General features: G+C 50.5%; 19 protein-coding genes and 1 riboswitch. Of the genes, 2 read left to right on the top strand and 17 right to left on the bottom strand.

Features of this window, described 5'->3' with window-relative positions; translation table 11 throughout:
* Nucleotide 1 precedes the first annotated feature (1 nt).
* The 5 genes from ACLTD4_RS12825 to ACLTD4_RS12805 form a co-directional block, all read right to left on the bottom strand.
* Entirely contained in the window at nucleotides 2-979 is a 978-nt protein-coding gene (locus ACLTD4_RS12825) for a CobW family GTP-binding protein (RefSeq protein WP_117620717.1), read from the bottom strand.
* Between the two features lie 28 nt (nucleotides 980-1,007).
* Nucleotides 1,008-1,844 (bottom strand): metal ABC transporter permease, encoded by an 837-nt coding sequence (locus tag ACLTD4_RS12820; protein ID WP_117620718.1) that lies wholly within the window; start codon nucleotides 1,842-1,844, stop codon nucleotides 1,008-1,010.
* Nucleotides 1,831-2,538: a metal ABC transporter ATP-binding protein gene (locus tag ACLTD4_RS12815; RefSeq protein ID WP_117620719.1), complete on the bottom strand. Its 708-nt coding sequence runs from the start codon at nucleotides 2,536-2,538 to the stop codon at nucleotides 1,831-1,833. The genes ACLTD4_RS12820 and ACLTD4_RS12815 overlap by 14 nt, the downstream gene beginning before the upstream one ends.
* Nucleotides 2,539-2,602: 64 nt before the next feature.
* On the bottom strand, nucleotides 2,603-3,586 hold the full coding sequence (locus tag ACLTD4_RS12810) for a metal ABC transporter substrate-binding protein (protein ID WP_117620720.1): 984 nt from the start codon (nucleotides 3,584-3,586) through the stop codon (nucleotides 2,603-2,605).
* Nucleotides 3,587-3,734: 148 nt separating this feature from the next.
* Nucleotides 3,735-4,040: an AraC family transcriptional regulator gene (locus ACLTD4_RS12805; RefSeq protein ID WP_412331349.1), complete on the bottom strand. Its 306-nt coding sequence runs from the start codon at nucleotides 4,038-4,040 to the stop codon at nucleotides 3,735-3,737.
* 224 nt (nucleotides 4,041-4,264) lie between these two features.
* Here ACLTD4_RS12805 and ACLTD4_RS12800 point away from each other — a divergent pair, with 224 nt between their 5' ends.
* Nucleotides 4,265-4,771: a DUF6512 family protein gene (locus tag ACLTD4_RS12800; RefSeq protein ID WP_243008195.1), complete on the top strand. Its 507-nt coding sequence runs from the start codon at nucleotides 4,265-4,267 to the stop codon at nucleotides 4,769-4,771.
* 52 nt (nucleotides 4,772-4,823) lie between these two features.
* On the opposite strand, the gene ACLTD4_RS12795 is transcribed toward ACLTD4_RS12800, so the two are convergent.
* The 7 genes from ACLTD4_RS12795 to ACLTD4_RS12765 all read right to left on the bottom strand — a co-directional run bounded on the left by ACLTD4_RS12795 (nucleotide 4,824) and on the right by ACLTD4_RS12765 (nucleotide 17,131).
* A complete protein-coding gene (locus ACLTD4_RS12795; RefSeq protein ID WP_117620723.1) occupies nucleotides 4,824-6,728 on the bottom strand; it encodes an extracellular solute-binding protein in 1,905 nt (634 codons plus the stop codon).
* A 12-nt stretch (nucleotides 6,729-6,740) separates the two neighbouring features.
* Nucleotides 6,741-8,852, bottom strand: a complete 2,112-nt coding sequence (locus ACLTD4_RS12790; protein ID WP_243008194.1) for a response regulator — start codon at nucleotides 8,850-8,852, stop codon at nucleotides 6,741-6,743.
* An 18-nt stretch (nucleotides 8,853-8,870) separates the two neighbouring features.
* Nucleotides 8,871-9,218, bottom strand: a complete 348-nt coding sequence (locus tag ACLTD4_RS12785; protein WP_147335860.1) for a hypothetical protein — start codon at nucleotides 9,216-9,218, stop codon at nucleotides 8,871-8,873.
* 28 nt (nucleotides 9,219-9,246) lie between these two features.
* Nucleotides 9,247-11,868, bottom strand: coding sequence for a response regulator (locus ACLTD4_RS12780; RefSeq protein WP_412331346.1), 2,622 nt, complete (start codon nucleotides 11,866-11,868; stop codon nucleotides 9,247-9,249).
* The gene (locus ACLTD4_RS12775; protein WP_412331345.1) at nucleotides 11,855-15,679 is read right to left on the bottom strand and encodes a diguanylate cyclase domain-containing protein; all 3,825 of its coding nucleotides are present in this window, start codon (nucleotides 15,677-15,679) and stop codon (nucleotides 11,855-11,857) included. The genes ACLTD4_RS12780 and ACLTD4_RS12775 overlap by 14 nt, the downstream gene beginning before the upstream one ends.
* 269 nt (nucleotides 15,680-15,948) lie before the next feature.
* Entirely contained in the window at nucleotides 15,949-16,548 is a 600-nt protein-coding gene (locus tag ACLTD4_RS12770) for a biotin transporter BioY (protein WP_117620728.1), read from the bottom strand.
* A 124-nt stretch (nucleotides 16,549-16,672) separates the two neighbouring features.
* Complete coding sequence (locus ACLTD4_RS12765; protein ID WP_117620729.1) at nucleotides 16,673-17,131, bottom strand: Lrp/AsnC family transcriptional regulator; 459 nt, start codon at nucleotides 17,129-17,131, stop codon at nucleotides 16,673-16,675.
* A gap of 187 nt (nucleotides 17,132-17,318) precedes the next feature.
* Here ACLTD4_RS12765 and ACLTD4_RS12760 point away from each other — a divergent pair, with 187 nt between their 5' ends.
* The gene (locus tag ACLTD4_RS12760) at nucleotides 17,319-18,650 is read left to right on the top strand and encodes an MATE family efflux transporter (RefSeq protein ID WP_181988558.1); all 1,332 of its coding nucleotides are present in this window, start codon (nucleotides 17,319-17,321) and stop codon (nucleotides 18,648-18,650) included.
* A 241-nt stretch (nucleotides 18,651-18,891) separates the two neighbouring features.
* Here the strand turns inward: ACLTD4_RS12760 and ACLTD4_RS12755 are convergent, their stop codons facing one another.
* The 5 genes from ACLTD4_RS12755 to ACLTD4_RS12735 all read right to left on the bottom strand — a co-directional run.
* Entirely contained in the window at nucleotides 18,892-21,321 is a 2,430-nt protein-coding gene (locus ACLTD4_RS12755) for a cation-translocating P-type ATPase (protein ID WP_412331344.1), read from the bottom strand.
* A gap of 53 nt (nucleotides 21,322-21,374) precedes the next feature.
* Nucleotides 21,375-21,469: riboswitch (NiCo riboswitch) on the bottom strand.
* A 200-nt stretch (nucleotides 21,470-21,669) separates the two neighbouring features.
* Entirely contained in the window at nucleotides 21,670-21,924 is a 255-nt protein-coding gene (locus tag ACLTD4_RS12750) for a TfoX/Sxy family protein (protein ID WP_002604131.1), read from the bottom strand.
* A gap of 13 nt (nucleotides 21,925-21,937) precedes the next feature.
* Nucleotides 21,938-23,164 (bottom strand): peptidase T, encoded by a 1,227-nt coding sequence (gene pepT, locus ACLTD4_RS12745; RefSeq protein WP_117620731.1) that lies wholly within the window; start codon nucleotides 23,162-23,164, stop codon nucleotides 21,938-21,940.
* 250 nt (nucleotides 23,165-23,414) lie between these two features.
* Nucleotides 23,415-24,704, bottom strand: a complete 1,290-nt coding sequence (gene hisIE, locus ACLTD4_RS12740) for a bifunctional phosphoribosyl-AMP cyclohydrolase/phosphoribosyl-ATP diphosphatase HisIE (RefSeq protein ID WP_117620800.1) — start codon at nucleotides 24,702-24,704, stop codon at nucleotides 23,415-23,417.
* 26 nt (nucleotides 24,705-24,730) lie between these two features.
* On the bottom strand, nucleotides 24,731-25,024 hold a 294-nt coding region (locus tag ACLTD4_RS12735; RefSeq protein WP_412331343.1), incomplete at its 5' end, for a HisA/HisF-related TIM barrel protein.

Below are 25,024 nucleotides of genomic sequence, written 5' to 3'. Positions count from 1 at the left end.
ATCACAATTCCTCGCTGAATAATGTCTTGATCTGCTGCTTGTCAAGCCCTGTTCCAATGAAACAAAGCTGGTTTCCTTCTATATTTGCAGGCACTATCTCCAGGCTGCCCGGCATAAAATGAAAGATCAGACCATGAGGAGAACTTTTTACAATTCCCTTTCCCCTCAGAATCTCTCCATCCGCCTGTTTTACGACATGCAGCACCTTTTTTCGAAGCTGTGCTTCTGAAAGCGGTTCCGCACACTCCAGTGTTACTGCCGAAAAGACCGCTCTGGCAAAATGACGGAAAAGAATCCCGTTTTTCTGTTTGCTGTCCTTCCGGTATCCCGTTCTGATCCGAACCGGTTTCATGGATACCGACTGCTCCATACCCAGCTTAAACAGGGCAATATTCCGCGGCCCATACTGGAAGACAGGGCGTGGAATGGAATCCCAGAAGTCCGCTTCAATTCTGGCCTGTGGATTGATATCCAGAATACTCTTTTTTACCCGTCCGATTTCTTTCTGACACTCCTCCTGGTGGCTCAGCAGGATTAGATCTGCATAGGATATCTGGTCCTTATAAAACTCTCCATAGTTTTTCAAATACTTATCAAAGAAACGGATATCCACCACGGTAATTGTTCTTTGAAGGTGAAGGTTTCCTTTATCCTCCTGTTTTAAGCATAGTCTGGCGATGTCAGAGAGCTTCCCCACGCCGGACGGTTCCACCACAATGGCGTCCGGCGCATAATCCTTCTGAATCCGTTCCAGGGCTTTTTCAAAATCGCCGGTCAGGCTGCAGCAGATACAGCCTGCATTCAAGCTGGTGACCGTCAGTCTGCATTCCCGGAGCAGCTCCGCGTCAATCCCCGCCTTCCCGAAATCATTTTCAATGACAACGATCCTCTTATCACGGAATACAGAACGTACCATGGTTTTAATTAATGTTGTTTTACCCGCGCCTAAAAAGCCGGATATAATATAAATATCTGTCATTTACTCTCCTTTTCTGCCAGCCTTCCTATCATAGCAGGCCGGCTTCCTGTTTCAGTTGACTTCCAATCCTCCTGAACAGCCTTTTTCCTGCAAATACCAGAAGCAGGAATAAGACGCCAACTAAAACAATGGTTCCTCCCGGTTTTAATCCCAGATAGTAAGCGGCAAACAGTCCGGTAACCATAAAGATCACATCGAGTACCACCGCCCATAAAACAGTCTGGCGGTAATTTTTACCGAACTGCATGGCGCAGGCCACCGGAACTACCATCATGGAGGACACGATCAACGCCCCTACGGTTCTGGCTGCGACGGAAACCGTCACGGCGATCAGAAAAGTGAACAGAAAATTTACCGTCCGCACCGGCACTCCGGCGAGCCTGGCGCTCTGTTCATCCAGGGACACGTAGAATAATTCTTTATAGAGCAGCAGGAACATCAGAAGCACTGCGGCGCTGACTGCCACCACGAGACGCAGCTCCATATCGCTGATTGCCACAATGCTGCCAAACAGAAAGCTGTTGAAGTTTGCCGCATTCTTTACAAATCCGGACAGGACGCCTGCCAGCCCCACTCCTGCGGACATGATGATGGCAATGGATACCTCGGAATAACGCGGCAGCTTCCTGCGGATCAGTTCAATTCCCAGGGAGGCGGCGATACAGGCAAACGCGGCGGCCGCCACCGGATTTATGCCCAGAATCAGTCCGGCCGCAACTCCGGCCAGAGAAGTATGGGACAACGCATCACCAATCATGGACAGCCGTTTAAATACAATGACAATTCCAATACAGGGAATAACGGCCGCAAGAAGGATTCCGACAACAAAGGCACGCTGCATAAAGCCGTAATTAAAGATCTCCATGAGCGCATTCCCCCTCTCCGGCCCGTATCAGTTCCATGCCCCCATCCTCCAAAAGCCAGATATCATCTGCAAAGGCTTCCAGCCGTTTCCGGTCATGGGTAACCATCAGTACCGTTACCCCCTGTTCCAGGTTAATCCTCTTTACCAGCCGGTAAAAATCCTCCGTGCTCCGTTCATCCATTCCCGTTGCCGGTTCATCTAAAATCAACAGCCTGGGTTGACTCACCAGCGCCCTTGCCAGAAGGATTTTCTGCTGCTGGCCGCCGGACAGCCGTCCAATCAACCGCTTTGCATAATCTTCCATCCCAACCTGAAACAGTGCCTGGCGGACCTGGTCTTTTTCTCTTTTTCCGGCAAAACGAAAGAGTCCGATCTGGGCATATAGGTTTGCCTGGACGATCTCCTCCACAGAGGCCGGGAAATTCTGACAGGATGCCATGCCGCTCTGGGGGACATAGCTTAAGCACTTCCAGTTTTTAAACTGCCGGATATCGCATCCGAAGATAGAGATTCCCCCTTTTTTTTCACCGGGGTATAGTTCCCCCAGCAATAGCTTTAACAAAGTGCTTTTCCCTGCTCCATTTTGCCCCAGCAGAACCGCAAAACGGTTCTCGGGAACCGTAAAATCAATTTGTTTCAGGACCTGAGTGTTTCCATAAGAGAAGTTCAGTCCTCTGACTGCAATGGCATCCATCACGTTATACTCCTTGTCTGTCTTTTGTCATTTGTCTGTCTTTTGTCATTTTTATTCAGTTTTCTTATTTCAGCGCAGCCTCCAGCCGTTTTAAGTTCTCCTCCATCACCGAGAAGTAGTCGGCGCCGCTTTCCAGTTCCTCATCGCTTAAGCCTTCCAGCGGATTTAACACCTGTACTGACGAACCGGTTTCCTTTGCGATGGTTTCGGCAACCTTTGGGCTTACCAGCTCTTCGAAAAAGATAACCCTGACATGATTGGCTCTTACGAAATCGATAATCTCCGCCATTCTTGCAGGGGAAGGCTCAGAATCCGGGAACAGTCCCTCGATTCCCACCTGATTGAGACCGTAGGCGTCACAGAGATAGCCGAAGGCTTCATGGGAAACCACAATATCCTTGTTCGGCAGGGAAGACAGGGTATCTTTAAATTTCTGATTTAAGTCAGCAAACCTGGAGGCGTACAATTCGTAGTTGGCTTCATAGTAATCCCTGTTGTCAGGATCTGCTTTTATGTAGGCATTCTTGATATTTTCCATCTCTTTTTCCGCATTCAGAGGGCTGAGCCATACATGGGGATCATACGGCCCCTCTTCTTCCGGTTCCCCGGCGCCTTCCTCCTCCTCATGGCTGTGGCTGTGGCCGTCTCTAAGCGCCACCCCCTTGGAAGCCTCCACCGATATCAGGTCTTTGTTATCTAAGCTGGCCAGCACATCGTCCACCCAGTGCTCCATTCCGGCTCCGCTGTAGATGAACAGATCGGCTTCTTCCAGATTCCTGATATCGGCAGCAGCCGGCTCCCAGTCATGGGGTTCTGTGCCGGACGGAACCAGGGTAATCACTTCCGCCTTGTCGCCGCCGATTTTAGCTGCAAAGTCGTACATGGGATAAAAGCTGGCCATGACCTTCAGCATTTTTTTGCTCTCCATGGCTTCTGTTTTTGCTGCCGGGTTCGGCGCCGCGGCTCTTGTGCAGCCGGTAAGCATGGCAGCGGAAACAAGCGCTGTCATAGCCAGCGCACGCAGCGTCTTAATAGAATAAAATTTCATAAAATAAATCCTCCAGATTGTGTTTTCAGTCATTCAGCCCTTAGGGCAGAGAAAAAGGGTACACAAAAAAAGGCAGATTTCATGACAGACGTATCCTGTCAAGCCATACACATAAAGTGAACGGCTAACTGCCTTGTGGGAGGATGATTCAATTGTCTAAACGGATTTTTAAGCTGACCAAAGAAACCGGGCACAGAAAGAGTCCGGTCTGACAGAGTGATAAGATTTTTGAAATGACAAGATATGCAAAGATGACAACTGCTCCTGTTCCAACTGCTTTTGACAACAGCTGTATGGTACATACGCAGGCTTCGATCTCCGCGCAGACAAGGCAGTTTTCACCCGTACAGTCATGCTCAGCATGTGTGACGATAAAAAGACCGGAGAGAAGCATCACTGCGGTCACAAGAAACGCAGCAAGAAATGCATAGAGTCGTGTGTTTTTTTTAAAAATGGTTCACTTCCTCTCCTCCTTTCCATCTCACTGGCATTTTCATTCCAGCATTTTTACATTTTATATATTATAACAACAGTTATGTCATTGTCAAGGAATCATTTTCGCTTCCGCTGCTTATAGGGATACACATACCGGTACACCGGTTCCGCCGGCATGATTTGGCATAGTTCTCCCCTCTTCCTGCATACTATAAAGAGAAATTTTATGTTATGAGGCTTTCTATGAACCGTCTTAAGCGTTATACACTGGCTGGAATCTTTTTTGTTTCCGTGATCGGTACTTTGTCACATTTTCTCTATCAGCTGTCGGGAAACAGCTTTCTGGTCGGACTGTTCGCTCCCGTAGGGGAGTCTACCTGGGAACATATCAAGCTTTTATTTTTCCCGATGCTGTTCTATTCTCTGTGGATGTCAGTTCGTCTTCGGAAGGAAGAACCTGGTGTCATATCGGCGCTGGCTGTCGGAAACCTTGCGGGCTGTGCGCTGATCCCCACCATTTTTTACACATACTCGGGAGTCCTTGGATTTCATCTGCTTTCCCTGGATATCATCACCTTTCTGGTGAGCGTTCTGGCCGCCTTCGTCCTTGCCCTGCGTCTGACTCCAAATGGGAAAGTTCGAAAGTATGAACCTGTTCTTGTGGCCGTAATTGCGCTGATTGCAGTGCTGTTTTTCGTTTTCACATACTGTCCGCCGGATATCGGATTATTTGCAGAACCGGGGCTATGAATAAAAAACCGATAAACTCGTGATTCATCACGGTTTATCGGTTTTCTTCCGGTCAGTGAAACGTAATTCTGTGAGAATCAGGGGACACGGTTTTCTTCGACCGGATATACTCTTTTAGAACCTCTGTCATGGACAAGCCGGTCTTCTCCTGCTCTGATGAAAATCTCTCCGTCAGCATACCGTCCAGAAATGCAACCGTATATACTGCCTCCGGGTTGAGTTCCTTTTTATCCGTCAGCTTTACGCCGCGGACTCTCTGCCCTTTTACACCATTTAAATCATAGGAAAGTGTGATACCGGAAACGGCAAACGGATGGAAGCCGTTAGTCATGCCGTTCTCCTGCTCTTTCGCAGAAGCCGCTCCGTAATCCAAAAGCTCCAGCAATTTTGCACCGGTCATCGATGCGCGGCTGCACATTACATCTTCTCCCAACGTATTCTGTGATATTCTGATGATATCGTCCTCTGTGATTCTCCCTTTATAGAGTTTCGAACGGGTGCCTCCAATGGGAACGAAGCAGTCTGGCTCTGCCATACTGATCAGGGCAATATCAGTACCTGCGGCGCTGCGCAGGGCGTCTGCTTTTAAAAGGCCTGTCTGCAGGACTGTAAAATCAGATGATGCCTGTCCGATTGCTTCTGCTGTGGGCGCGCCCTTTTTCAGAAGCGCGCTGCATTTTTCTAATATGTCGTCGCTGGTAGTCTCACCCCGGATAAATGAGGCGATCTCTGTTTCCAGTACAGAAGTAAACATATCATAGGTGGGCCGCATAATGTAGTACCCACCCTCCGCCTGTGCGCGGATCCCGTCGTATGCCGGGAGTTCGGGCAGAGATGCGCCGCGTGTGGCAGGGACGATGCCAAGCCGGTCCTCAATCAGCGCCTGCTGCCCTTCCTCTGACGCGACAAATTTCAGAATCTTCATCGCAGCCTCCAGCTCCTTTTCGCTGCCGCTCTGCCGGAGGTTCTGGTTTGCACCAAAATAATAACCCAGATTTAAGAGCCACCCCTGGTTGTCTGTCATACTGAAATGGGGCATGAAACGGAACTCATCGCCGCTTTCGTCGTTGAGCTGATTCAGGATGCTGACTGCTCCGGGTGTAATGGCGGTCTGCCGGTTCTTCATAAGCTCCATTCGGATCGTGTCGGTGACCTCCATATCCTCGGCACGGACCATGCCGGCATCAATCAGACGCTGTAAATTCTGAAATGAGACCTTCATTGGCTCCAGGGAAACCGCTTTCCCTTCCATCAGCTGATTATGCCAGGTCTGCCCATCCGGATGCGTGAGAGTATCCAGTGCTGAGAGGACGCAGTAATTGTAGATTTGATAGCTCTGGGTACTTGTATCACGAAGAACGTACTGAAATCCACGGATTCCGCTTTCGTCAATCGTCTGGCAAAGGGTTATTAGTTCTTCATAGCTTTCCGGAACCGTCCATCCGTTTTCATCAAACAAGGTCTTGTTGTAGATATTGCAGTTAAAATTAAGAGGACCGGGAAGCAGATAGATATGCCCTTCATGATCCATTTGCAGCGAGTTTGAGTTATATCCGGCTGGGAATGGCTGGGTGGAAAGGTCCATCAGCAGTCCGGACATATCGGCTTTTGGGATCAGTCCGGCAGCGATTATTACCAGGTCGCCCCAGTCCCGGTTGCTGACCCGGGCAATGTGTTCATTAATACGAAAATCCCCCATATAGCTGTCCTGTACCAGGCGGATATCCGGGAAGCGTTCTTCTACGGCAGCGGCAAAATGCTCCAGGCTGACGCTTGTCGTCACGGTGATCACCACTCGGTCCGGTTCAGATTCCAGATCGGCCCCCAGCATATTTTCATCTGTTCCGGACTTTTTAACCGTACAGCCTCCCAGCATAACACAGACCCAGAGGACAGCGGTCAAAAGCAGTATTCCGTTCTTGTATAACCGACGACTTTTATTTCTGTTTCTTTTCATCTCGCCCCTCGACTATTCAAAATATTTTTTGATCTCCCTTAATACAACAGTCAAATCCAGAGGTTTCGCCAGATGACTGTTCATTCCGGCCGCTTTGGCCAGCGCAATATCTTCCGAGAATGCATCTGCAGTCATTGCAAAAACAGGAATGCTCCGGGCGTCCCTCCGGTCCGATGCACGGATTGCCTTCGCGGCATCATAACCGTTCATAACCGGCATCTGGATATCCATAAGGATCAGATCGTAGTAACCGACAGGAGAGCTGCCAAAGCGTTCCACCGCCTCGCGCCCATTCCATGCCGTTTCCACCTGAGCCCCCAGTTCCGTCATCCACTCTCTGGCAATCTCCTGATTGATTTCGTTGTCTTCCACCAGCAAAATCCTTCGTCCTGTCAGAATCAGCTTCTCCTGCTGCGGAGCAGGGGCCTCCGCCTCCTGACCAAGATAGTACTTCTGGATGCAGCCGTACAGCGTTGATTTGAAAAATGGTTTCTGAATGAATCCGTTAACTCCCGCCGCGTTTGCCTCCAGCTCAATGCCAGACCAGTCATAGGCGCTGATAATCAGAATTGGGACCTCCTCCCCCACATATCTGCGGATGGATTTCGCTGCCTCGACCCCACCTAAATCAGGCATTTTCCAGTCCAGAAAGATAAATTGATAGTCGTTTCCTGAATCATGGGCTGCCTTTGCCATCTCTACGGCTTTCGAGCCGCTTAAGGCCATGTCCGCTGCAACTCTCATCTCTGTTAAAAAATCGGATGCAGAGCGGCAGGTATCCGGATCGTCATCGGCAATCAGAATATGCATGGCAGGCAGAATCAGTTCCTCCGGTTTCTCGTCAATCAGAAAATCCAGTTCTACGGTAAAGGAACTTCCTCTCCCCAATTCGCTCTCCACTTCGATGGTTCCACCCATCATGTCCACAATCATCTTTGTGATCGCCATGCCCAGACCGCTGCCTTCGATCTTATCAATCCGGCTGTCCCGCTCCCGCATGAAGGAAGTGAACATGTTTTTCTGAAATTCCGGCGATATTCCAATTCCATTATCGGATACACGGAATAGAAAATGGGCGTATCCAGCTTTTTGAGACGGCAGTTCCGTTACTTCTGTGCTGATACTGCCCCCGTCAGGCGTAAACTTTACCGCATTTCCCAACAAATTAATCAAAATCTGGCTCAGACGCAGTGAATCGAACACCAGTTTTTCATGGACGATATTGTGAAGTCTGATATTGAAATTCTGATTTTTCTGACGAACGGTGGGCTGGGTAATGCCTACCAGATTTTCCATGACCTCCACCAGAGAGGCTGTGTCATTATTCAGGGTCATCTTGCCGCTCTCAATCCTGGACATATCCAGAATATCATTAATCAGTCCTACCAGCAGCCGTCCCGAAAGTTCGATTTTTCTTAAGCAGTCGCTTACTTTTTCCGGCTCCTCCATATGCGTAGAAGCGATTTTGGTCATTCCGATGATTGCATTCATGGGGGTGCGGATATCGTGAGACATGTTGGACAGAAACTGGCTTTTGGCCAGATTCGCGCCTTCCGCCGCCTTTCGGGCCGATTCCTCTGCCTGAAGAACCTTTCTTGCAGAATCGGTATAAAGCACAATAAAGGCTGCTATAATCAGTGCGGCAATCAGGAGAAAGAAGGCAGACGTAATAAATGTTGACTGCTGCATTCTTCCGCTGACTACCTTCACCGGCACCAGCATAGTCAGCTGCCAGTCATCAACGCCTACCGGAGTATGATTTAAATAGTACTCCTGACCTCCTATCTGTACGGTCATCAGCTGCTGGTGACCGGTATTAATATTTTCCCGCAGCTGGTGCACCGAACCTCTGCTGAATCGTTCTTCCTCCAGGCTGTTAAACAGATTGTAGCCGGTCATGACATGTTCCTGGGCCGTGCGGAAAAGCACGACTCCATTACCGTGGGTGATATACAGTTCCGCCCTGCCGTCAAAGGCTTTAATATCAAGAATATCAAAGATGTTCCGGCTGTTGTACGCCGCGCCTATGGCTTTAAATGTCTTCCCATGAATGGTCATATCTTTTACCGGGGACAGAAAGATCAGCTTGTTCTCATCTTCAAAAATGGTATTATCCAGAATCACGGATTTGTGATTCGTGAGCTAATCCGTGGTGACCTCTTTGTAAGAAAGAAGGGAGACCGAATTATCTTTATCGTAATAGGTGGCGTTTTCATCCACAAAACAGAGAGAATCAAATCCCCAGTCTTCCTTTTTTTCCTTTGTATAATCGCTAATGCTGCTCCATTCCTGATCGGCATTAGCGGAAAAGTACCGGTAGATGATATTCACCATATTCCACTGGTTCTCAGACTGCTTTTCTATGGAGACAGCCATCTGACGGGAAATCTCATCCAGATGCTCGGAGCTCTCCAGATACATGGTCTGCCGGATAATAGAAAGATAGAGAATCAGGATGATTGCGATAATCAGCGTAAATGCTGTTACCAAAAGAAACTTCCAATTAAATTTTGCTTTATTATTCATCAGCGGTTTTAAACCTCACTGCACTATTTTTTAGCCATTGGTCCAGCGCCCTCTTCAACTGTTCCATATTAATGGGTTTTGCCAGGTGTTCGTTCATTCCGGCTTCCGCCGTCTTCTGACGGTCATCGGCAAAGGCATTCGCGGTCATGGCTATAATCGGTATGCTTTTGGCATCGTCTCTCTCTATTGCCCGGATTTTCCGGGTTGAGGTGCAGCCATCCATCACCGGCATCTGCATATCCATAAAAATCAGATCGTAGTATCCGGGAGGGGATTCCATGAAACGCTCCAGGGCAGCTTTCCCGTTTCCGGCGACCTCCACAGTAATTCCCAGCGTTTCCAGCATTTCGGAGGCAATTTCCTGATTCAGATCGTTGTCTTCCACCAGCAGGATTCGTTTTCCCATAAATAGTGAGCCGGTCTGTGTCTGCACTTCCGGCTGTACGGTGCTTTCGCTGTCCAGAAACTGCTTCAACTTCGAAACCAGGCGGGAACGAAACAGTGGTTTGGTAATGAAGTCATTAGCTCCTGCCGCCGCTGCCCTGTCTATATACGCAGAGAAATCATAGGCGGATATCAGAATAATCGGTATCCGGCTACCCAACACCTCCCGTAACCTCTGTGTCGTCTCGATTCCGTCCAGTTCCGGCATTTTCAGGTCCAGGATTACCGCAAAGTAATCGCGTCCGCTCTCATGCATCGCAGAGGCCCGTTTTATCGCATCCTGGCCGTTTAATACCCATTCACACCGGATGCCAAGCGCTTCCAGACGGGTGCAGGTGTTGAGGCAGGTGATTTCATCGTCATCCGCCACCAGGACAGACAGTCCCCTGAGCGCTTCGTCGTCAGCAATTCCGTCGCTTCTCCTTAATGTCACCGAGGCGGTAAATCTGCTGCCTGCGCCGTATTCGCTCTCTACCTGTATGCTGCCACCCATCTTTTCTGCAATACTCTTACAGATGGCAAGGCCTAAGCCAGTACCCTGTACGGCGTCGATCTGCTTCTCCTCCGCCCGTTCAAACGGCTCAAAGACCCGTGTCAGAAATTCGGTGTGCATCCCGATTCCATTGTCCTCCACCACGAACTCATAGCAGCTTTTCTCCGGATCGTTTGATGGCTTTTCAAAAATATCCAGCCGGATTAACCCTTCCGTCGGGGTGTATTTGATTGCATTGGTCAGCAGATTCATGATCAGCTGCTGGAGCCGCTGCACATCACCGAGCACAGACTCATGCTCTATATCGTTGACATGGATCTGAAATTGCTGCTGCTTTTCATCGACCAGAGGCTGCACCATGGATACCACACTGTGAATCAGCTCCGCCAGATGAACCTCCTCCTCAGACAGCGTAATCTTACCGCTCTCTACTTTGGACATATCCAAAACTTCATTGATAATACTTAACAGCAGCTTGGCCGAGGAATCGATCTTATCGAGACAGTCCACCAGACGCTCCTGTATATTTAAGTGAGTTCTCGCAATGGACGACAGCCCCATGATTGCATTCATGGGGGTGCGGATATCATGGCTCATCCGGGACAGAAAATCTGATTTTGCCCGGTTGGCTTTCTCTAAATCGGCCGTTATCTGCTTTTCTTTTTGAAGCATCTCCATTAAATTCGTCTGGAGGCTGATCTCCTCCGACATATCTGTGTAGGTAGCGTAATAGATACGGCACTCCGCTGTCGATTCACGCAGGCTCAAATTTGAGCTGACCCATACGTAAGTACCGTCACCGCGGAGCAGCCGGTACTTTTTGACACTGAAGTGATCCGTTTTGAAACCTTCCCGATATTCCTGACGTACCCGTTGGTTATCCGGCTCCGGAATATTGGCGAAAAAGTCGTCAAAATATTCACTTTCCAGAACGGCGGCGTTACGGTCAGGAACAATGGCATCCTCCGCGGTCCGGGGGATTCTGAGAAGCCGGTACATCCCCAGGTTGGCGTACAGCGGTTTTGCCCTTCCATCCGGATAGAGACGCACGAGAATGACACCCGATGAAATGGAATCCAGCAGATCGTATGCTGCGTCCGTCCGTTTCTGTGACGCCAGAAGCGATTTTTCCAGTTTATTCTGGTAGTCTCCATTGATCTGTTCATACCGGGTTTTCAGCAGGAAGATGCCGATGATCTGGGCGATCGTCATGACGCATTCCCTGGTCTTCGTGTCGCCTTCCCAGTCTGTGCGGAAGCGGACGGAGTCGGACAAACCAATGCAGGCGGCCAGACGGCCCTGAGCCTTAATCGGCGCCTGAAGCAATGAACGGGTGCCCAGCCGTTTCAGAATCGCAGCCGATTCCTCAGGCAGGGTGTCCGTGCTCCAGAAGGCGGTAGTACTGCCCATGGCGAAGGCTCCCCTCTGCGCGTCCAGTCTCTTCTGATCGGTGTCCTTCCTGTTCCAGGCGGAATCCATGAAGCCCGGAGCGGTCCAGAGATAGGTGTTGATAAACTGACTGTCGGAAACGGAATATTCCGAAATGTATACAATATCCGCTGAAAATTCGTTTCCTACTAATACCAGCACGCGGCGGACTGCCGCATCAAAATCCGTTTCGTTCCATAGAATGTCCAGGATTCGTGTCTTTAACTGGCTGTAATTATCTGTATTCATATGCTCCTCCGCCTGATTCTTTCGTCTGCTGTTTCAAATCCTGGCTCTTCTTATCCTTGTAACGGGAAATGTCCCGGCAGCACACAAGGCATGCTTCCATCCGGTTCCACTGTACAATCGAAGCGTCAGTCAGAACCCAAATCCCCAGAATATCATTGTATAGCTCCATGGTGCTCTGGCCGGTCTCACGGGCTTGTTTAAGCGCACAGTTTTCACAGGGACTGTCCCGCTTATAAAACACCTCATAGCAGGGCCTGCCAGGTTCTGCTTCTGGCACCAGTTCCTTTGTCTTTCGATTGAGGTAACGCAGGGTGTAGGTGTCCGGATCCAGGACATACAGCCATACCTCCTGCTGATCCAGAACACTGTGCAGGTTCAGCACGGATTCACTCAGGGCATCCTGGGTCCGGTACTTGAGTAGGAACACGGACAGCAGCTTGCCTGTAAAGGTCAGCGCCTCGATCTGCTCCCTGGTCCAGAAACGGCGGATTCCGCAGTCATCAAAGCCTACCAGACCGTAGAAGATACCATTTTCCCGTATGGCGTACCAGGGGTGGACAACTGCCCGCCCCTCCAGAAATCCCTTTTCCCGGTCCGCCAGTTTGCTGATATTCTGACAGTAAAAGAGTCCGTCTTCACCAAAGTTCTTCCGGTAATCAAAGCCGTTGCTCACATAGGGAACCTGCTGGAGGTAATGGATCTGCGGCTCGATGCCTTCGGCGCACCACTCAAAGGTGTTGTTGCAGCGCCGCCCATCTTTGCTGCTTTCAACGATATAAGTCCGGCTGATTTCAAACATCTCCCCGATCAGGGCCAGAATGGACTGCACCGCCTTCCCGAAATCTTTAGCGCCGTAAAGAATATCAAACGCCCTCGAAATCAGGGTGGGAAGATTCCACTGCTTCAAACGGTCCGAATCAATCTCCGTCCGGCAGACTGCCGCTTCCTCCTCCGGTCTGCCGACAAGCCCATTCAGCATCTCATCCTGATAGCAGACCGCCTGCTGTTTGCCTGCTGCCTTGGCCCTGTAAAGGGCACGGTCGGCGTGTTCAAATAAATCCCGGAAGCTCAAGGCGCCGCCCCTGGCAAAGGCCAGGCCGACACTGCACGAAAAGGTCATATCTCTCATGTTTTCATGAAGCAGATCCCTCAGAACCGAAAGGATTTCCTCTGCACGCTGCTCTGCCACCTCTTCCTTTCGGACGTTTGGCATAAAGATCAGAAATTCATCGCCGCCGATCCGCGCGACCGTATCCTGGCCGCGGAACAGCTTCGCCACATTTGAGGAGAGCTCCACCAGTACCGCGTCCCCGAACATGTGGCCGTATCGGTCGTTGATCTGTTTAAAATCATCCACATCCAGAATCATCAGGGCCGACAGGTCATCGGGAGCGCAGACCGAAAAGTGTGCTTCTATCCTGCCCTGGGCAGAAACCTTGTTATAGAGGCCGGTGAGTACATCGCGTGCCGCCCGGTCCTCCAGGGACGCTTTCTCGGCCTTCTGCGAATCGATATCCACGATCACCCCGACAGCCTTAAATGGCTTGTTGTCACTGTCAAACTGAGCGGTGGCGCGCGCCAGCCTCCAGCGATAGACGCCGGCTCCATCCGCAATACGGAATTCGGCTTCCTTATAAGGGAGGCCGGTTCTCATGGTCTGCATCAGATCCTGGAATACCGGAACATCGTCCGGATGGATATGCGATATTCTGGAGATATCACTGCTCACATTCTTAGTAATAGGCTGGTAACCGTACAGATTCTTCCAGTTGGGGGAGAGATACAGTTCATCATTACGGATATCCCATTCAAAAATAATATCATTCGTCTGTTCCATGATGATATTGTGCCGTTCCAGGGACAGACGCAGCTGCTCCTCCGCCTGATGGTGTCGGGCTGCATCCAGAATCACGCAATACGCAACCTCGGCACCGTTCTCCACCGTGATGATACAGTGATCGGATACCCAGACCGTATGGCCATCCTTTGCCACAAGACGGTATTCGAGTTCCAGAATCTTTCCCTCGTTGCGCTGTTCCTTAAACTGCTTTGCCAGCTTTTCCCGGTCAGGGGGATATACGAGTTCCATCAGATGGTTGTGAAACTGCGTTTCGATCTCGCGCTCGGAATAATGCAGCAGATTCACGAGGCTGTGGCTGATTTGGATCAGTGTAAAATGCTGATCGCACCGGCACTTCTGAATGCCGCCTAAGAGCAGGTCGGCAGCCGGATAAGCGACTGGCAGCGGTTCGAATGGAACGGGATGGCCTGGCTGATCCGTCTGAACCGTCTGCGGAAATTCTTCCTTGCGCCACACCAGCAGTACCCGGTGCTGACGGGGATTCTCCAGATTGATACGAAGCAGTGAGGCTCTGCACCAGACGTATGTATCCCTGATGCGGTCCAGGATCCGGTACCTCCGGTCGCGGCAGGTCAGTCCTTCGTCGAAAAGCTCCCTGATATAATTGTCCAGCAGGGCTAATACCTGCGCACGGTCTTCAGGATGAACCGCCGCTTCCGCAAAATTGCGGATGGCGTCCTCGAAACGGTTGCCTGACCGTAGTGCGGAAAAATCCTGATCCGCTAAGTAGACCAGATGATAGACACCGGTATCGTAATCCAGTTCCATGACCGTTGAATCCATATGGCGCAGCAGGGTGAAATATTTAAGCTGGCTCTGTTCCAGCGTGTTGTCTCCGGTATCATAGAGGGAGGCGGAGGGAATATGCGGAGCCGTCTTGAGCTTGCCGGGCAGATGGTCGGCATACTCTGCGGAAAGCTGCGCAAATTTATCCCTTACATTTTTAAAGCATTCCAGAAGCCGCGGAGAGAATTTCCCGCATTCTCCATTCAGAATCATACTGAAGGCCTGGCTGGGGGCGATGGCTTTTTTATACACGCGGTCTGTCGTGAGCGCATCGTAGCAGTCCGCGATGGCCACCACCTGTGCGCAGATGGGGATGCTGTCCCCCTTCAGGCCATCCGGATATCCGTTTCCATCCCATCGCTCGTGGTGATAGCGGCAGATCCGGTAGGCATATTCAAAATACTCCTGATCACGCAGACTGTCCAGGTCTGTGAGAAGTTCGCAGCCTTTCAGCGTATGGGTCTTCATGACTTCGAATTCCTCATATGTCAGCTTTCCGGGCTTGTTGAGAATACTGTCGGGAATGGCAATCTTACCGATGTCGTGCAGGGAAGAGGCCTCTGTAATAAGCTGGATCTTCCGGCTGTCCAGGTTGTAGACCTGATAGTTTTCCGCTACGTCCTCCAGCAGAATCTGTGTGAACATCCGGATGCGGCGGATATGCTGACCGGATTCAAGGCTGCGGTATTCGATGACTGAGGTGAGCATATCGATCACCGCGGCATTGGCCTCCCGTGTGCGGGCAGACTGTTCCGCGACCATGGTCTCCAGCTGCCGCCTGTAACGGCCCAGTTCTATAATATTTTTAACACGGTTTTTAATTTCAGCGGGATCGAAGGGCTTGGCGATGACATCGGATGCGCCCAGTTCAAATACCCTGGTGCGGTTTCCCATGCTGTCGTCCGCCGTGATCACGATGACTGGTGAGTGGTAAAGAAAACGGGTCTCCTGCATCTCCTTTAATACCTCGTAGCCATCTTTTTCCGGCATGACGAGATCAAGGAGAACCACGGTGATTCGTTCGCGGTACTGCCGCAGCAGAATAAGGGCCTGCTCTCCGTTCTCTGCCTCCAGCAGGTTATATTCATCCTCGAATAAGTTTCTTAATATAGCCCGGTTGAGATCTGCATCATCTGCAATTAATATAGTTTCTTTCCCGTCCAAAGGATCACCTCACTTTTTCTCCGCTGACATATCATATAAATAATAATTATAAAGCATAACCGAAAAAAACTCAACCACATATGGACAGAGTAATCGGCGAGTGAAATCGGCAAATGAACGCAGCAAGTGAAGCCGGAAAGTGAAACTGGCAGCAGACGGGATATAAACGCACGAAATAGAAAAACGGACTCCGAAGAGTCCGCTGCTTATAATCCTGATTCTATGGAAGGAAGATAAAAGAATCGCCATCTATCCTCTTTTATTCATTTCTATGACAGCATCTGCGACACCACCGGACGCAGCCTTGCGGCAAGCATAATGGCAAGAATGCACAGCAGGCCATCCGGAAACATGGTAGGCAGACAATAGACTGCGAAAATCGCCGCCCAGCCTACGGTGTTCGGTGTAACGACGATAAAATGCGTAATAAAGTAAAAATATAAGATTCCCGTTCCATAATAAATGACGTAACCGATCGCTGCCGCAAGGATCCAGGTCCTGATCTTCGACGAATGCAGGATCTCACATACCTTTCCCATCGCATAGGCCGCAAAAGCAAAGCCCAGCAGAAAGCCGAAGGTCGGCCGGATTAAATAGGCAGGGCCGCCGCCGCGTGCAAAAACCGGAAATCCTACCAATCCAATGACCAGATACGTTGTGACACTGTAAAACGCCCGCTTCGATCCCAGCAGAAGACCTGCCAGAAGCACGAAAAGCCATTGAAGTGTAAAATTCATCGTATCCACGCCTACCGGAATTACTATTTTTAAAAAGGCCCCTACCGCGATTAATGAGGCAAAAAGGCCGCAAATCGCCATATCCTTCGTCAGTTCTCTTCTTTGAGCCATCACTCCATTTTTTTCTCTCATCTGTATCCTCACCTTTCTGTCTCACCTTTCGCCAGTGCTCATGATGATTGTACACTTTTTTAATAATTTTTACAATCTTTTTTTAGACGGCCCCCGTTGTTTACTGAAGGCGTAAACCGCAGCGTCACAGCCGCAGCCCCTTGATATCCTTGATCCGGGACAGAATCATATTGCAGCTGCTGCTGAGTACTCCGGGAAGCGGGTCTATCACTTCCTCGATCAGCTGCTCCATCTCCTCTCCCGACGCGGCGACCGCGTGGACATGCAGCTTGTTCTTTCCGGTGACACGGTAGATCTGGGTGATGGTCTCGTTCCGGCGCAGTGTCTCTGTTACCTGGGCCAGTGTGTCCGGGCTTGTCTCAATCTCAAAGTAGCAGGATACGGCTCCGCTGATCTTTTGGGGATTGATAATGGTGGTATACTCTTCGATGACGCCCCGTTTTTCCAGCGACTGGACCCGCATCTTGACGGCCACCCGTGAGATACCGACCAGGCTGCCTATTTCCGAATAGGATATGCGGGCATTTTTAATCAACAGCTGTACAATCTTCTGATCCAATTCATCCAGACCTTCAAGAAACATGTTATCTCCTTCTTTTACGATCGTTTTTTACAATCATAGATACAATCATTTCACCAGTTACTCTCCTGATATTATAAAATCATTTGCTGCAAAAGGCAATCTATTAATTGACATGCGCTCTTTTAACCGATATAATAATTACGAAACGTAAGTTATAAATTACATATAGAAAGGTTTTTGCGCGATGATAAAAGGTGATTTAACACAGGGGCCGGTGATGAAAACCATGCTTCTCTTTGCGGTTCCCATGATTTTAGGCAATCTTTTACAGCAGTGCTATAATGTGGCGGATACTCTCATTGTGGGCCGTTTCCTCGGGCCGGACGCACTGGCGGCGGTGGGATCCGCATTTACCCTGATGACTTTTCTGACCTCGATCCTGCTGGGACTCTGTATGGGAAGCAGCGCCGTCTTTTCGATCCGGTTTGGGCAGAAGGATTTTGACGGGCTGAAAGAAAGTATCTTTACCTCCTTTCTTCTCATTGCGGTAATCAGTATCCTTCTGAATCTGCTGGCCTTTTGGAGTGCGGATCTGATCCTTGTTTTTTTAAGAGTGCCGGAGGAAATACGGGGGATGATGCGGGAGTACCTGATCGTCATTTTCTGCGGTATCATGGCGGTGTTTCTCTATAACTATTTTTCCTGTCTCCTGCGCGCCATTGGTAATTCCGTCACGCCTCTGCTGTTTTTAGCTGTTTCCGCCGTGCTGAATATCGCTCTGGATCTCTGGTTTGTGCTGGGACTTCACCGCGGTGTCGCCGGAGCCGCCGAAGCCACCGTAATCTCCCAGTACGTTTCAGGGATTGGAATTGCCGTCTATTCCTGGTTTTCCTGCCCATGGCTGCGTATCGGAAAAGAACACAGGAGAATCCGCCGCTCCTGTTTAAAAGAGATTGCCGGATTTTCCGTGCTGACGTGTGTCCAGCAGTCCGTCATGAATCTCGGCATCCTGATGGTGCAGGGCCTTGTCAACAGCTTTGGTACAACGGTGATGGCGGCATTTGCGGTCGCTGTGAAGATAGATTCCTTTGCCTATATGCCGGTACAGGACTTTGGCAACGCCTTCTCCTCCTTTATTGCCCAGAATTTCGGCGCAGGAAGGAAGGACCGGATTCAGACCGGATTTAAGGGAGCGGTCCTCGTCTCCTTTCTGTTCTGCCTTGCGATTTCCGCGATTATCTGGATCTTTGCGCGTCCGCTGATGCTTCTGTTTGTCAGTGAACGGGAGACGGCTATTATTGCGGAAGGAATTCGTTATCTTCATATTGAGGGGGCTTTTTACTGCGGAATCGGCTGTTTGTTTCTGCTCTACGGACTTTACCGTGCGCTGGGAAAGCCAGGCATGTCCGTGGTGCTTACGGTCATCTCCCTGGGAACCCGCGTCCTGCTCGCCCATGTTCTGTCTTCCATTCCGGCGGTCGGCGTGGTTGGAATCTGGTGGTCGGTGCCTATTGGGTGGTTTCTGGCGGACGCGGTCGGATTGGGGTACTTTATCCGGTACAGACGGCGGCTGCTGTAGAAGCGTCAGGCCAGGACGTTATAGAAAGGGAATTATACGTATTACAGATATTACGGTCATTATGAAAAGATGAAGTCTGGATCACAGGGTCCGGACTTCATCTTTTTATTTTATGCTTTGGGCGATCACGTTTCTTTGCATTTTCGATTTCTTACTGCTTTTACAGGCTCATACCAGAGTACAGAAACGGCAGCGATGCAGAGTGCTGTAAAGAATTGGAGCAGGGATAAGGGCGCCAGCTTCAAAAATGAATCGGGCTGTAAAGGCTGACTCCCAGAAGCAGCAGCGTCATAAAGGCGGCCAGACGCATGACGCGGTCCCGCGCCAGTTTCTTCGCGGAGCACCAGGCATTGTCGCACTCGGAAGCATTGACCAGCACAAGGAACAGATTGCCCAGGATCACGATGGAAAGCCCCATGGAGCGCGCCTGCGGGGCAGATTCACCCTGACAGAGCGTCAGGTAATAGCTTCCGAAGGAGGTGCCGAAAAGGACGAGCCCCTGCACGATACTTTTCGTCAGAGAGGAAAGGCGCAGCAGCTTTTCCGATCGTTTCCGCGGCGGTCTGCACATGACGCACGATTCCGCAGGCTGCCGCTCCAGGATCACGGAGCAGGTCGGATCAATCATCAGTTCCATTAATACGATGTGTACAGGCAGAAACATGAGCGCAGAAGGTGCGATCCCCAGCATGGAGGCCGACAGGGAGGCCAGGGCAATGGGGATATGGATGGTGAAGATATATCCTACCGCTTTTCGGATATTATCGTAGATCCGCCGCCCATCCCGCACGGTCTCGACAATGGTGTGAAAGTTATCATCCATCAGGATTAAGTCTGCGGCCTCCCTGGATACCTCACTTCCCCGTTTTCCCATAGCGATTCCAATGTCCGCATATTTCAGCGCAGGCGCATCATTGACTCCGTCCCCGGTCATGGCGACGATCTCCCCGCTATCCTTCAGAGCCTTGACAATCCGCATTTTGTGCTCGGGAATGACCCGCGCGAAGATCGATACCGACTTTACGGCCTGCAGCAGCTCTTCCTCTGTCATGCGGTCCAGCATCTCACCGGTTACACTGCCGCTCTCCCAGTCGATTCCGGTCTGTGCGGCGATGGCCGCCGCAGTTAAGCTGCTGTCTCCGGTGATCATGACGATACGGATACCTGCCCTCCGGCAGAGGGCAATATCTTCCCTTATGCCTTCCCTCGGCGGATCATAAAGTCCTGCAAGCCCGGAAAACAGGAGGCTGCACCCAGCCAGAGAGTCTGGAATATTTTCATCCGGAGGCAGGGCCGCAGACGCCATGGCGATGACGCGGAGTCCTTCGCCGGACAGCTCTGCGACCTTCTCTTCCACCGCCTTCCGCTCATTTTCAGAGAGAGAACAGAGTTCGAGAATGGCTTCCGGAGACCCCTTGGCAGCCACGAGGCGTTCCCCATCCAGCTCCCAGACATGCCCCATTCGCCTGGATTCGTTGGTAAATGCATACTCCTTAATAAGCGTGCCGCGAAAGAGATTCTCCTTTGTAACTCCAGACTTCTCACAGTATTCCAGCATGGCTTTCTCCATGGGGTCATAGGCGTCGGTCTCGCAGGCCAGCCCCATAAGGAATACCAGACCGCTGTCTTTGGCGGCCCCGGGCCACAACGTTTTCACTTCCATATGGTTCTTCGTGATGGTTCCGGTCTTATCCACACAGAGGACAGAGACGGCTCCCAGTGTCTCGACCGACGGCAGATGACGCACCAGAGAGTGCTTCTTAGCCAGCCGCCATGCTCCCATAGAGAGAAAGACGGTGAGAACCACGGGAAATTCCTCTGGTATCATGGCCATGGCCAGAGTGACTCCCGACAAAATGCTCTTGATCAGCCGTTCCTGGAAGGGATAACCAGTCAGATTGATGTAAGTGAAGGCGCTGACGAGGAGAAATAACAGCGCTGCGATTCCCGCGCAGACGGTGACCAGGCTCTTCGTCTGCTTCTGAAGCGGAGTCATCACCTTTTCCGCTTCCAGAACGTGGCTTCCCGCCTTTCCATATTCCGTGGCTGCGCCTGTCTTTTCCACCAGAACATAAGCATTTCCCTGCACGGCCAGGGTGCCCGCGTAGCAGAAATCGTGTTTCCAGTAGCCTTCGCTGCTCTCCGGTTCCGGGGAAGGATCGGGTTCCGACGACCGGGCATGCTTCCAGACACGGACCGGTTCACCGGTAAGCGTTGATTCATCGACACAGAAATCGCTGCAGGATACGATGGACCCGTCGGCCGGAATCTTAATGCCCTCGCAGAGCGCCATGATATCCCCGGGTACCAGCTCCGCGCTGGCAATCTCCTGTCTGATACCGTCGCGGATCACCGTTACACGCGGAGCAGACAAATCCCTGAGCGCACGCAGCGTGCGGTCGGTCTTCCATTCCTGGGCCACATCAATGGTAATCATGCAGGTGACAAACAGGAGCATCACTGCACCATCCCGTGGCTCTCCTAAAATGAAGTAGATCACCGAGGCGATCATCAGAAGGAGAAACATGGGTTCCGCCATGACGTGGAGTGCTTTCTTAAAAAAACTTTCTTTCTTTTGCGGAGTCAGTTCATTTCTTCCGTATTTTTCGAGAAGCTTTTGTGCCCCGGCGGTTGTCAGACCTTCCGGCATTCCATTGTTCCAAGTCTCCATAAGGAACCTCCCATAATAAAATACGACAAAAAAGGCGCACCTGTGGAACATACTACTGTCCCACAGATGCGCCTGATACCCATCTGCTGCCGTCTCGACGGCCCGGCTTCATGTCATTTACAGACATTGCCTGCTCAGTTTGTACTGTTGATCCCGCATCCTTTCAGATGGAATGCAGTGCAAAGAGATTATCTGATGTTATTTTATGATGGAGGTGAGAAAGATGTGACAAAGGATTTGTCAAAAGGATCGAATGCGGGATTACAATAAAAAACGACAGAGGATACCGCACAACACGGTACACTCTGTCGTTCTTTATAAATTTCGGAAAAACCAGGCAGCCCGATTCTAACGAAACGAATTATAAAAGTCTTTCAAATCCGCCTTTGTTTCCGCGTCAAGCTCCGTTTTCTTTATGCCGAGTATGGCTCCCTCCAGCGAATAGAGACGATGAATGCAGGCAGAGTCATCGATGGCCTTGATACGCAGCCAGGCCTGACGGCTTCCGAGCTCCTTAAGTTCCTCATAAGTCGTGATACCGACCTGGTTTAACTGTTCCTCCACTACTTTGCCGATATTCGGCAGTTTCGCCAGTTCTCCCATAAAGAATCCTCCTTTAGCGTTCTGCGAATTTTTCTACAATTTTTAACAATAGCTCAACCACTTTTTCCATGGACTGTACTGGAATAAACTCATACTTACCGTGGAAATTATAGCCTCCGGTGCAGAGATTCGGACACGGAAGGCCCATGTAGGAAAGACGGGCGCCGTCGGTGCCTCCGCGGATCGGAGTTACGATCGGTTCGATGCCGATCTCTTCCATCGCCGCTTTGGCAATGTCGATCAGATAGATATTCGGCTCGATGATTTCTTTCATGTTGCGGTAGCTTTCCTTGAGTTCCAGATTCACGGTGCCTTTTCCGTATCTGTCATTTAAGTAGACGGCAACACGCGTGATAAACTCTTTCTTCTCCGCAAACTTTTTCTCGTCAAAATCGCGGATGATGTAGTCTAAATGAGCCTCTTCCACGGTCCCGCGCATGGAATCCAGATGGAAAAATCCTTCATAGCCTTCTGTATACATGGGATTTTCAAAGACCGGAAGCATGTTGTGGAACTCCATGGCCATGAGTATCGCATTCCTCATCTTTCCTTTGGAGGAGCCTGGATGAATGCTGGAGCCGTGGATATCCACCTTCGCGGAGGCTGCATTGAAGTTCTCATATTCCAATTCGCCTAATCCTCCGCCATCCACGGTATAGGCGGCATCTGCGGCGAATCCTGCCACATCGAATAAATCTGCTCCGTGTCCCACTTCCTCATCCGGTGTGAAGCCAATGCGGATCGTTCCGTGGGGAATCTCCGGGTGAGCCAGAAGATACTCTGCCATGGTCATGATTTCTGCGACACCGGCCTTGTCGTCCGCACCAAGCAGTGTGGTTCCGTCCGTGGTGACAATGTCCTGTCCCTTATACTTTAACAGATCCGGGAAATCGGCTGTCTTCATGGTGAGACCGGTCTCCTGATTCATCAGGATGTCTCCGCCGTCATACTGTTTTACAATCTGCGGGTGTACATTGGCGCCGGAGTAAGCCGGAGCCGTATCCATATGAGCGATAAAACCGATTACCGGAACCTTCTTGTCCATGGTGGCCGGTATGGTGGCATATACGTATGAGTTCTGATCCACGCGCACGTCCTGTGCATGCATGGCGCGCAGTTCTTCCGCCAGAACCTCCGCTAAGACACGCTGGCTTTCCGTGCTCGGAAATTCTTCCACGTCTTCCTTCGATTCGGTATCGTAGGAAACATACTTTAAAAAGTGATTTAAAACTTCTGACATGATTCATGTCCTCCTTTGAGCTATAGATCTCTGTATCGTTGTGATAAGTATCTGACGGTTTCTGTCCCTTCAGACCTTCTTCTCTCAATTTTCTAATTATAACATAAACACGAACAGGGTGAAAGCCCTCATTTTTCAACACAAAAAATCCTTTAAAAGAAAATAGCATTTATCTTCTCTCAAAGGATTTTTCCATGCAGATTAACATAAAATTATTATGTCGACTCATCGCCTCTATCTTATTTCTTACTTACCTGTTTGCCAGCTCCCGCGTAATATCTTCCCAGGTTACACCCTTATCCGCCATCAATACCATCATGTGGTACAGGAAGTCGGAAATCTCATACTTCACTTCCTCCGGGTCAGGATTTTTAGCCGCAATCACAATCTCTGTCGCTTCCTCGCCCAGCTTCTTCAGGATCTTATCGATTCCCTTGTCGAACAGATAATTGGTATAGGAGCCCTCCTTCGGATTCTCCTTACGGTCGAGAATAATGGCGAAAACGTCTTCAAATACCTTTAAAGGATTCGTCTCCTGATACTCCTTCTTTACCAACGTCTGGAAGAAGCAGCTGCGCGCTCCCGTATGGCAGGCCGCGCCGATCTGATTGACCTTTGCCAACAGGGTATCGTTGTCGCAGTCTAAGGAGAGAGACTTCACATACTGGTAATGGCCGGAGGTCTCACCCTTCAGCCAGAGACTCTGGCGGCTTCTGCTGAAATACGTCATGAGGCCGCTGTGAAGCGTCGCCTCAAAGGCTTCCTGATTCATATATGCCATCATAAGAACCTCGGAGGTCCGGTAATCCTGGACGATCACGGGGATCAGTCCGTCGGAGTTCAGCTTAAAGTCTTCCCACGCCACCACACTTTCAAAGGTATCGACTGCAATGCCGTTCTTCTTTAACTGCTGCTTTAATTCCATGCAGGAAGGTGATTTTCCGGTCATGGAACCGATGACGCCGGATACACGGCCAGAAGCCATCATGGAGGAAAATACAGCCGCGTCGGGACAATCCGATGAGAGGATAAACGTCTCTTCCTTCTCCTCCAGCCGCGCGATCTCCGCTTCCGATGGACAAACACATCCGAGAATCATGACGGAAGCGCCCAGCTGGCTGTATTCCGCAGTTCGTTCCAGCCAGGTGAAATCCGGCAGCCAGGCGTAGATCTTATCATCACCGAAACGGTCGGAGGCCTCCTTCATCAGGTCTACATTTTCATCTACATCTACATTGAGAAATACGGCCTTTGCGCCTGCGTAGAGGTATTTCTTCACATCCTCCAGACGTCTGACGCGGCCTCCGGTTATAATGGGGACATCGGCCGTTCTGGCGATTTCCTTGATCAGTCCGATGGAACGCTCGTGATCCTCATCCGTTTCGGACAGATCATAGAGGAACAGTTCATCGGCGCCGCTGTCACCGTAATACCGGGAAAGCGCGAGGACATCATTCTCACAGCAGTCTGCACCCCACAGTGCGGCCGCTTTTCCCTCGCGGATACCGAATCCCGGAATCACCTTTTTATATTCGTTCATAACATCATTCTCCTTCCGCACCACTGTCATTCGAATGCTTCCACCGCTTCTCTTAGATTGATTCTGTTTTCATACAGAGCTTTTCCAATAATTGCTCCCTTTACACCAGCCTCATGAAGGCGTCTCAAATCGTCCATGGAAGACATTCCTCCGGAAGCGATGATGTCCATGCCGGTTGCCTCTGTCAGGGCCTTTGTGGCCTCCACATTGGGGCCGGTGAGCATGCCGTCTCTGGAAATATCGGTATAAACCACATGGCGGACGCCGTATTCCTTCATCTGACCGCATAGATCCGCCGCCGTTATTTCGCTGACCTTCTC

It is taken from the genome of Hungatella sp. (assembly GCF_046966825.1).
This window is presented reverse-complemented; position numbering and strand designations above follow the sequence as displayed.

Bases quoted from the DNA above. Each gene is read 5' to 3' on its own strand.
- ACLTD4_RS12795 (WP_117620723.1), bottom strand. From the start codon at position 6,728: ATGAAAAGAAACAGAAATAAAAGTCGTCGGTTATACAAGAACGGAATA.
- ACLTD4_RS12810 (WP_117620720.1), bottom strand. From the start codon at position 3,586: ATGAAATTTTATTCTATTAAGACGCTGCGTGCGCTGGCTATGACAGCG.
- ACLTD4_RS12780 (WP_412331346.1), bottom strand. From the start codon at position 11,868: ATGAATACAGATAATTACAGCCAGTTAAAGACACGAATCCTGGACATT.
- ACLTD4_RS12750 (WP_002604131.1), bottom strand. From the start codon at position 21,924: ATGGGAGAACTGGCGAAACTGCCGAATATCGGCAAAGTAGTGGAGGAA.
- ACLTD4_RS12820 (WP_117620718.1), bottom strand. From the start codon at position 1,844: ATGGAGATCTTTAATTACGGCTTTATGCAGCGTGCCTTTGTTGTCGGA.
- pepT (WP_117620731.1), bottom strand. From the start codon at position 23,164: ATGTCAGAAGTTTTAAATCACTTTTTAAAGTATGTTTCCTACGATACC.
- ACLTD4_RS12755 (WP_412331344.1), bottom strand. From the start codon at position 21,321: ATGGAGACTTGGAACAATGGAATGCCGGAAGGTCTGACAACCGCCGGG.
- ACLTD4_RS12825 (WP_117620717.1), bottom strand. From the start codon at position 979: ATGACAGATATTTATATTATATCCGGCTTTTTAGGCGCGGGTAAAACA.
- ACLTD4_RS12800 (WP_243008195.1), top strand. From the start codon at position 4,265: ATGAACCGTCTTAAGCGTTATACACTGGCTGGAATCTTTTTTGTTTCC.
- ACLTD4_RS12815 (WP_117620719.1), bottom strand. From the start codon at position 2,538: ATGGATGCCATTGCAGTCAGAGGACTGAACTTCTCTTATGGAAACACT.
- ACLTD4_RS12765 (WP_117620729.1), bottom strand. From the start codon at position 17,131: ATGTTTCTTGAAGGTCTGGATGAATTGGATCAGAAGATTGTACAGCTG.
- ACLTD4_RS12770 (WP_117620728.1), bottom strand. From the start codon at position 16,548: ATGAGAGAAAAAAATGGAGTGATGGCTCAAAGAAGAGAACTGACGAAG.
- hisIE (WP_117620800.1), bottom strand. From the start codon at position 24,704: ATGAACGAATATAAAAAGGTGATTCCGGGATTCGGTATCCGCGAGGGA.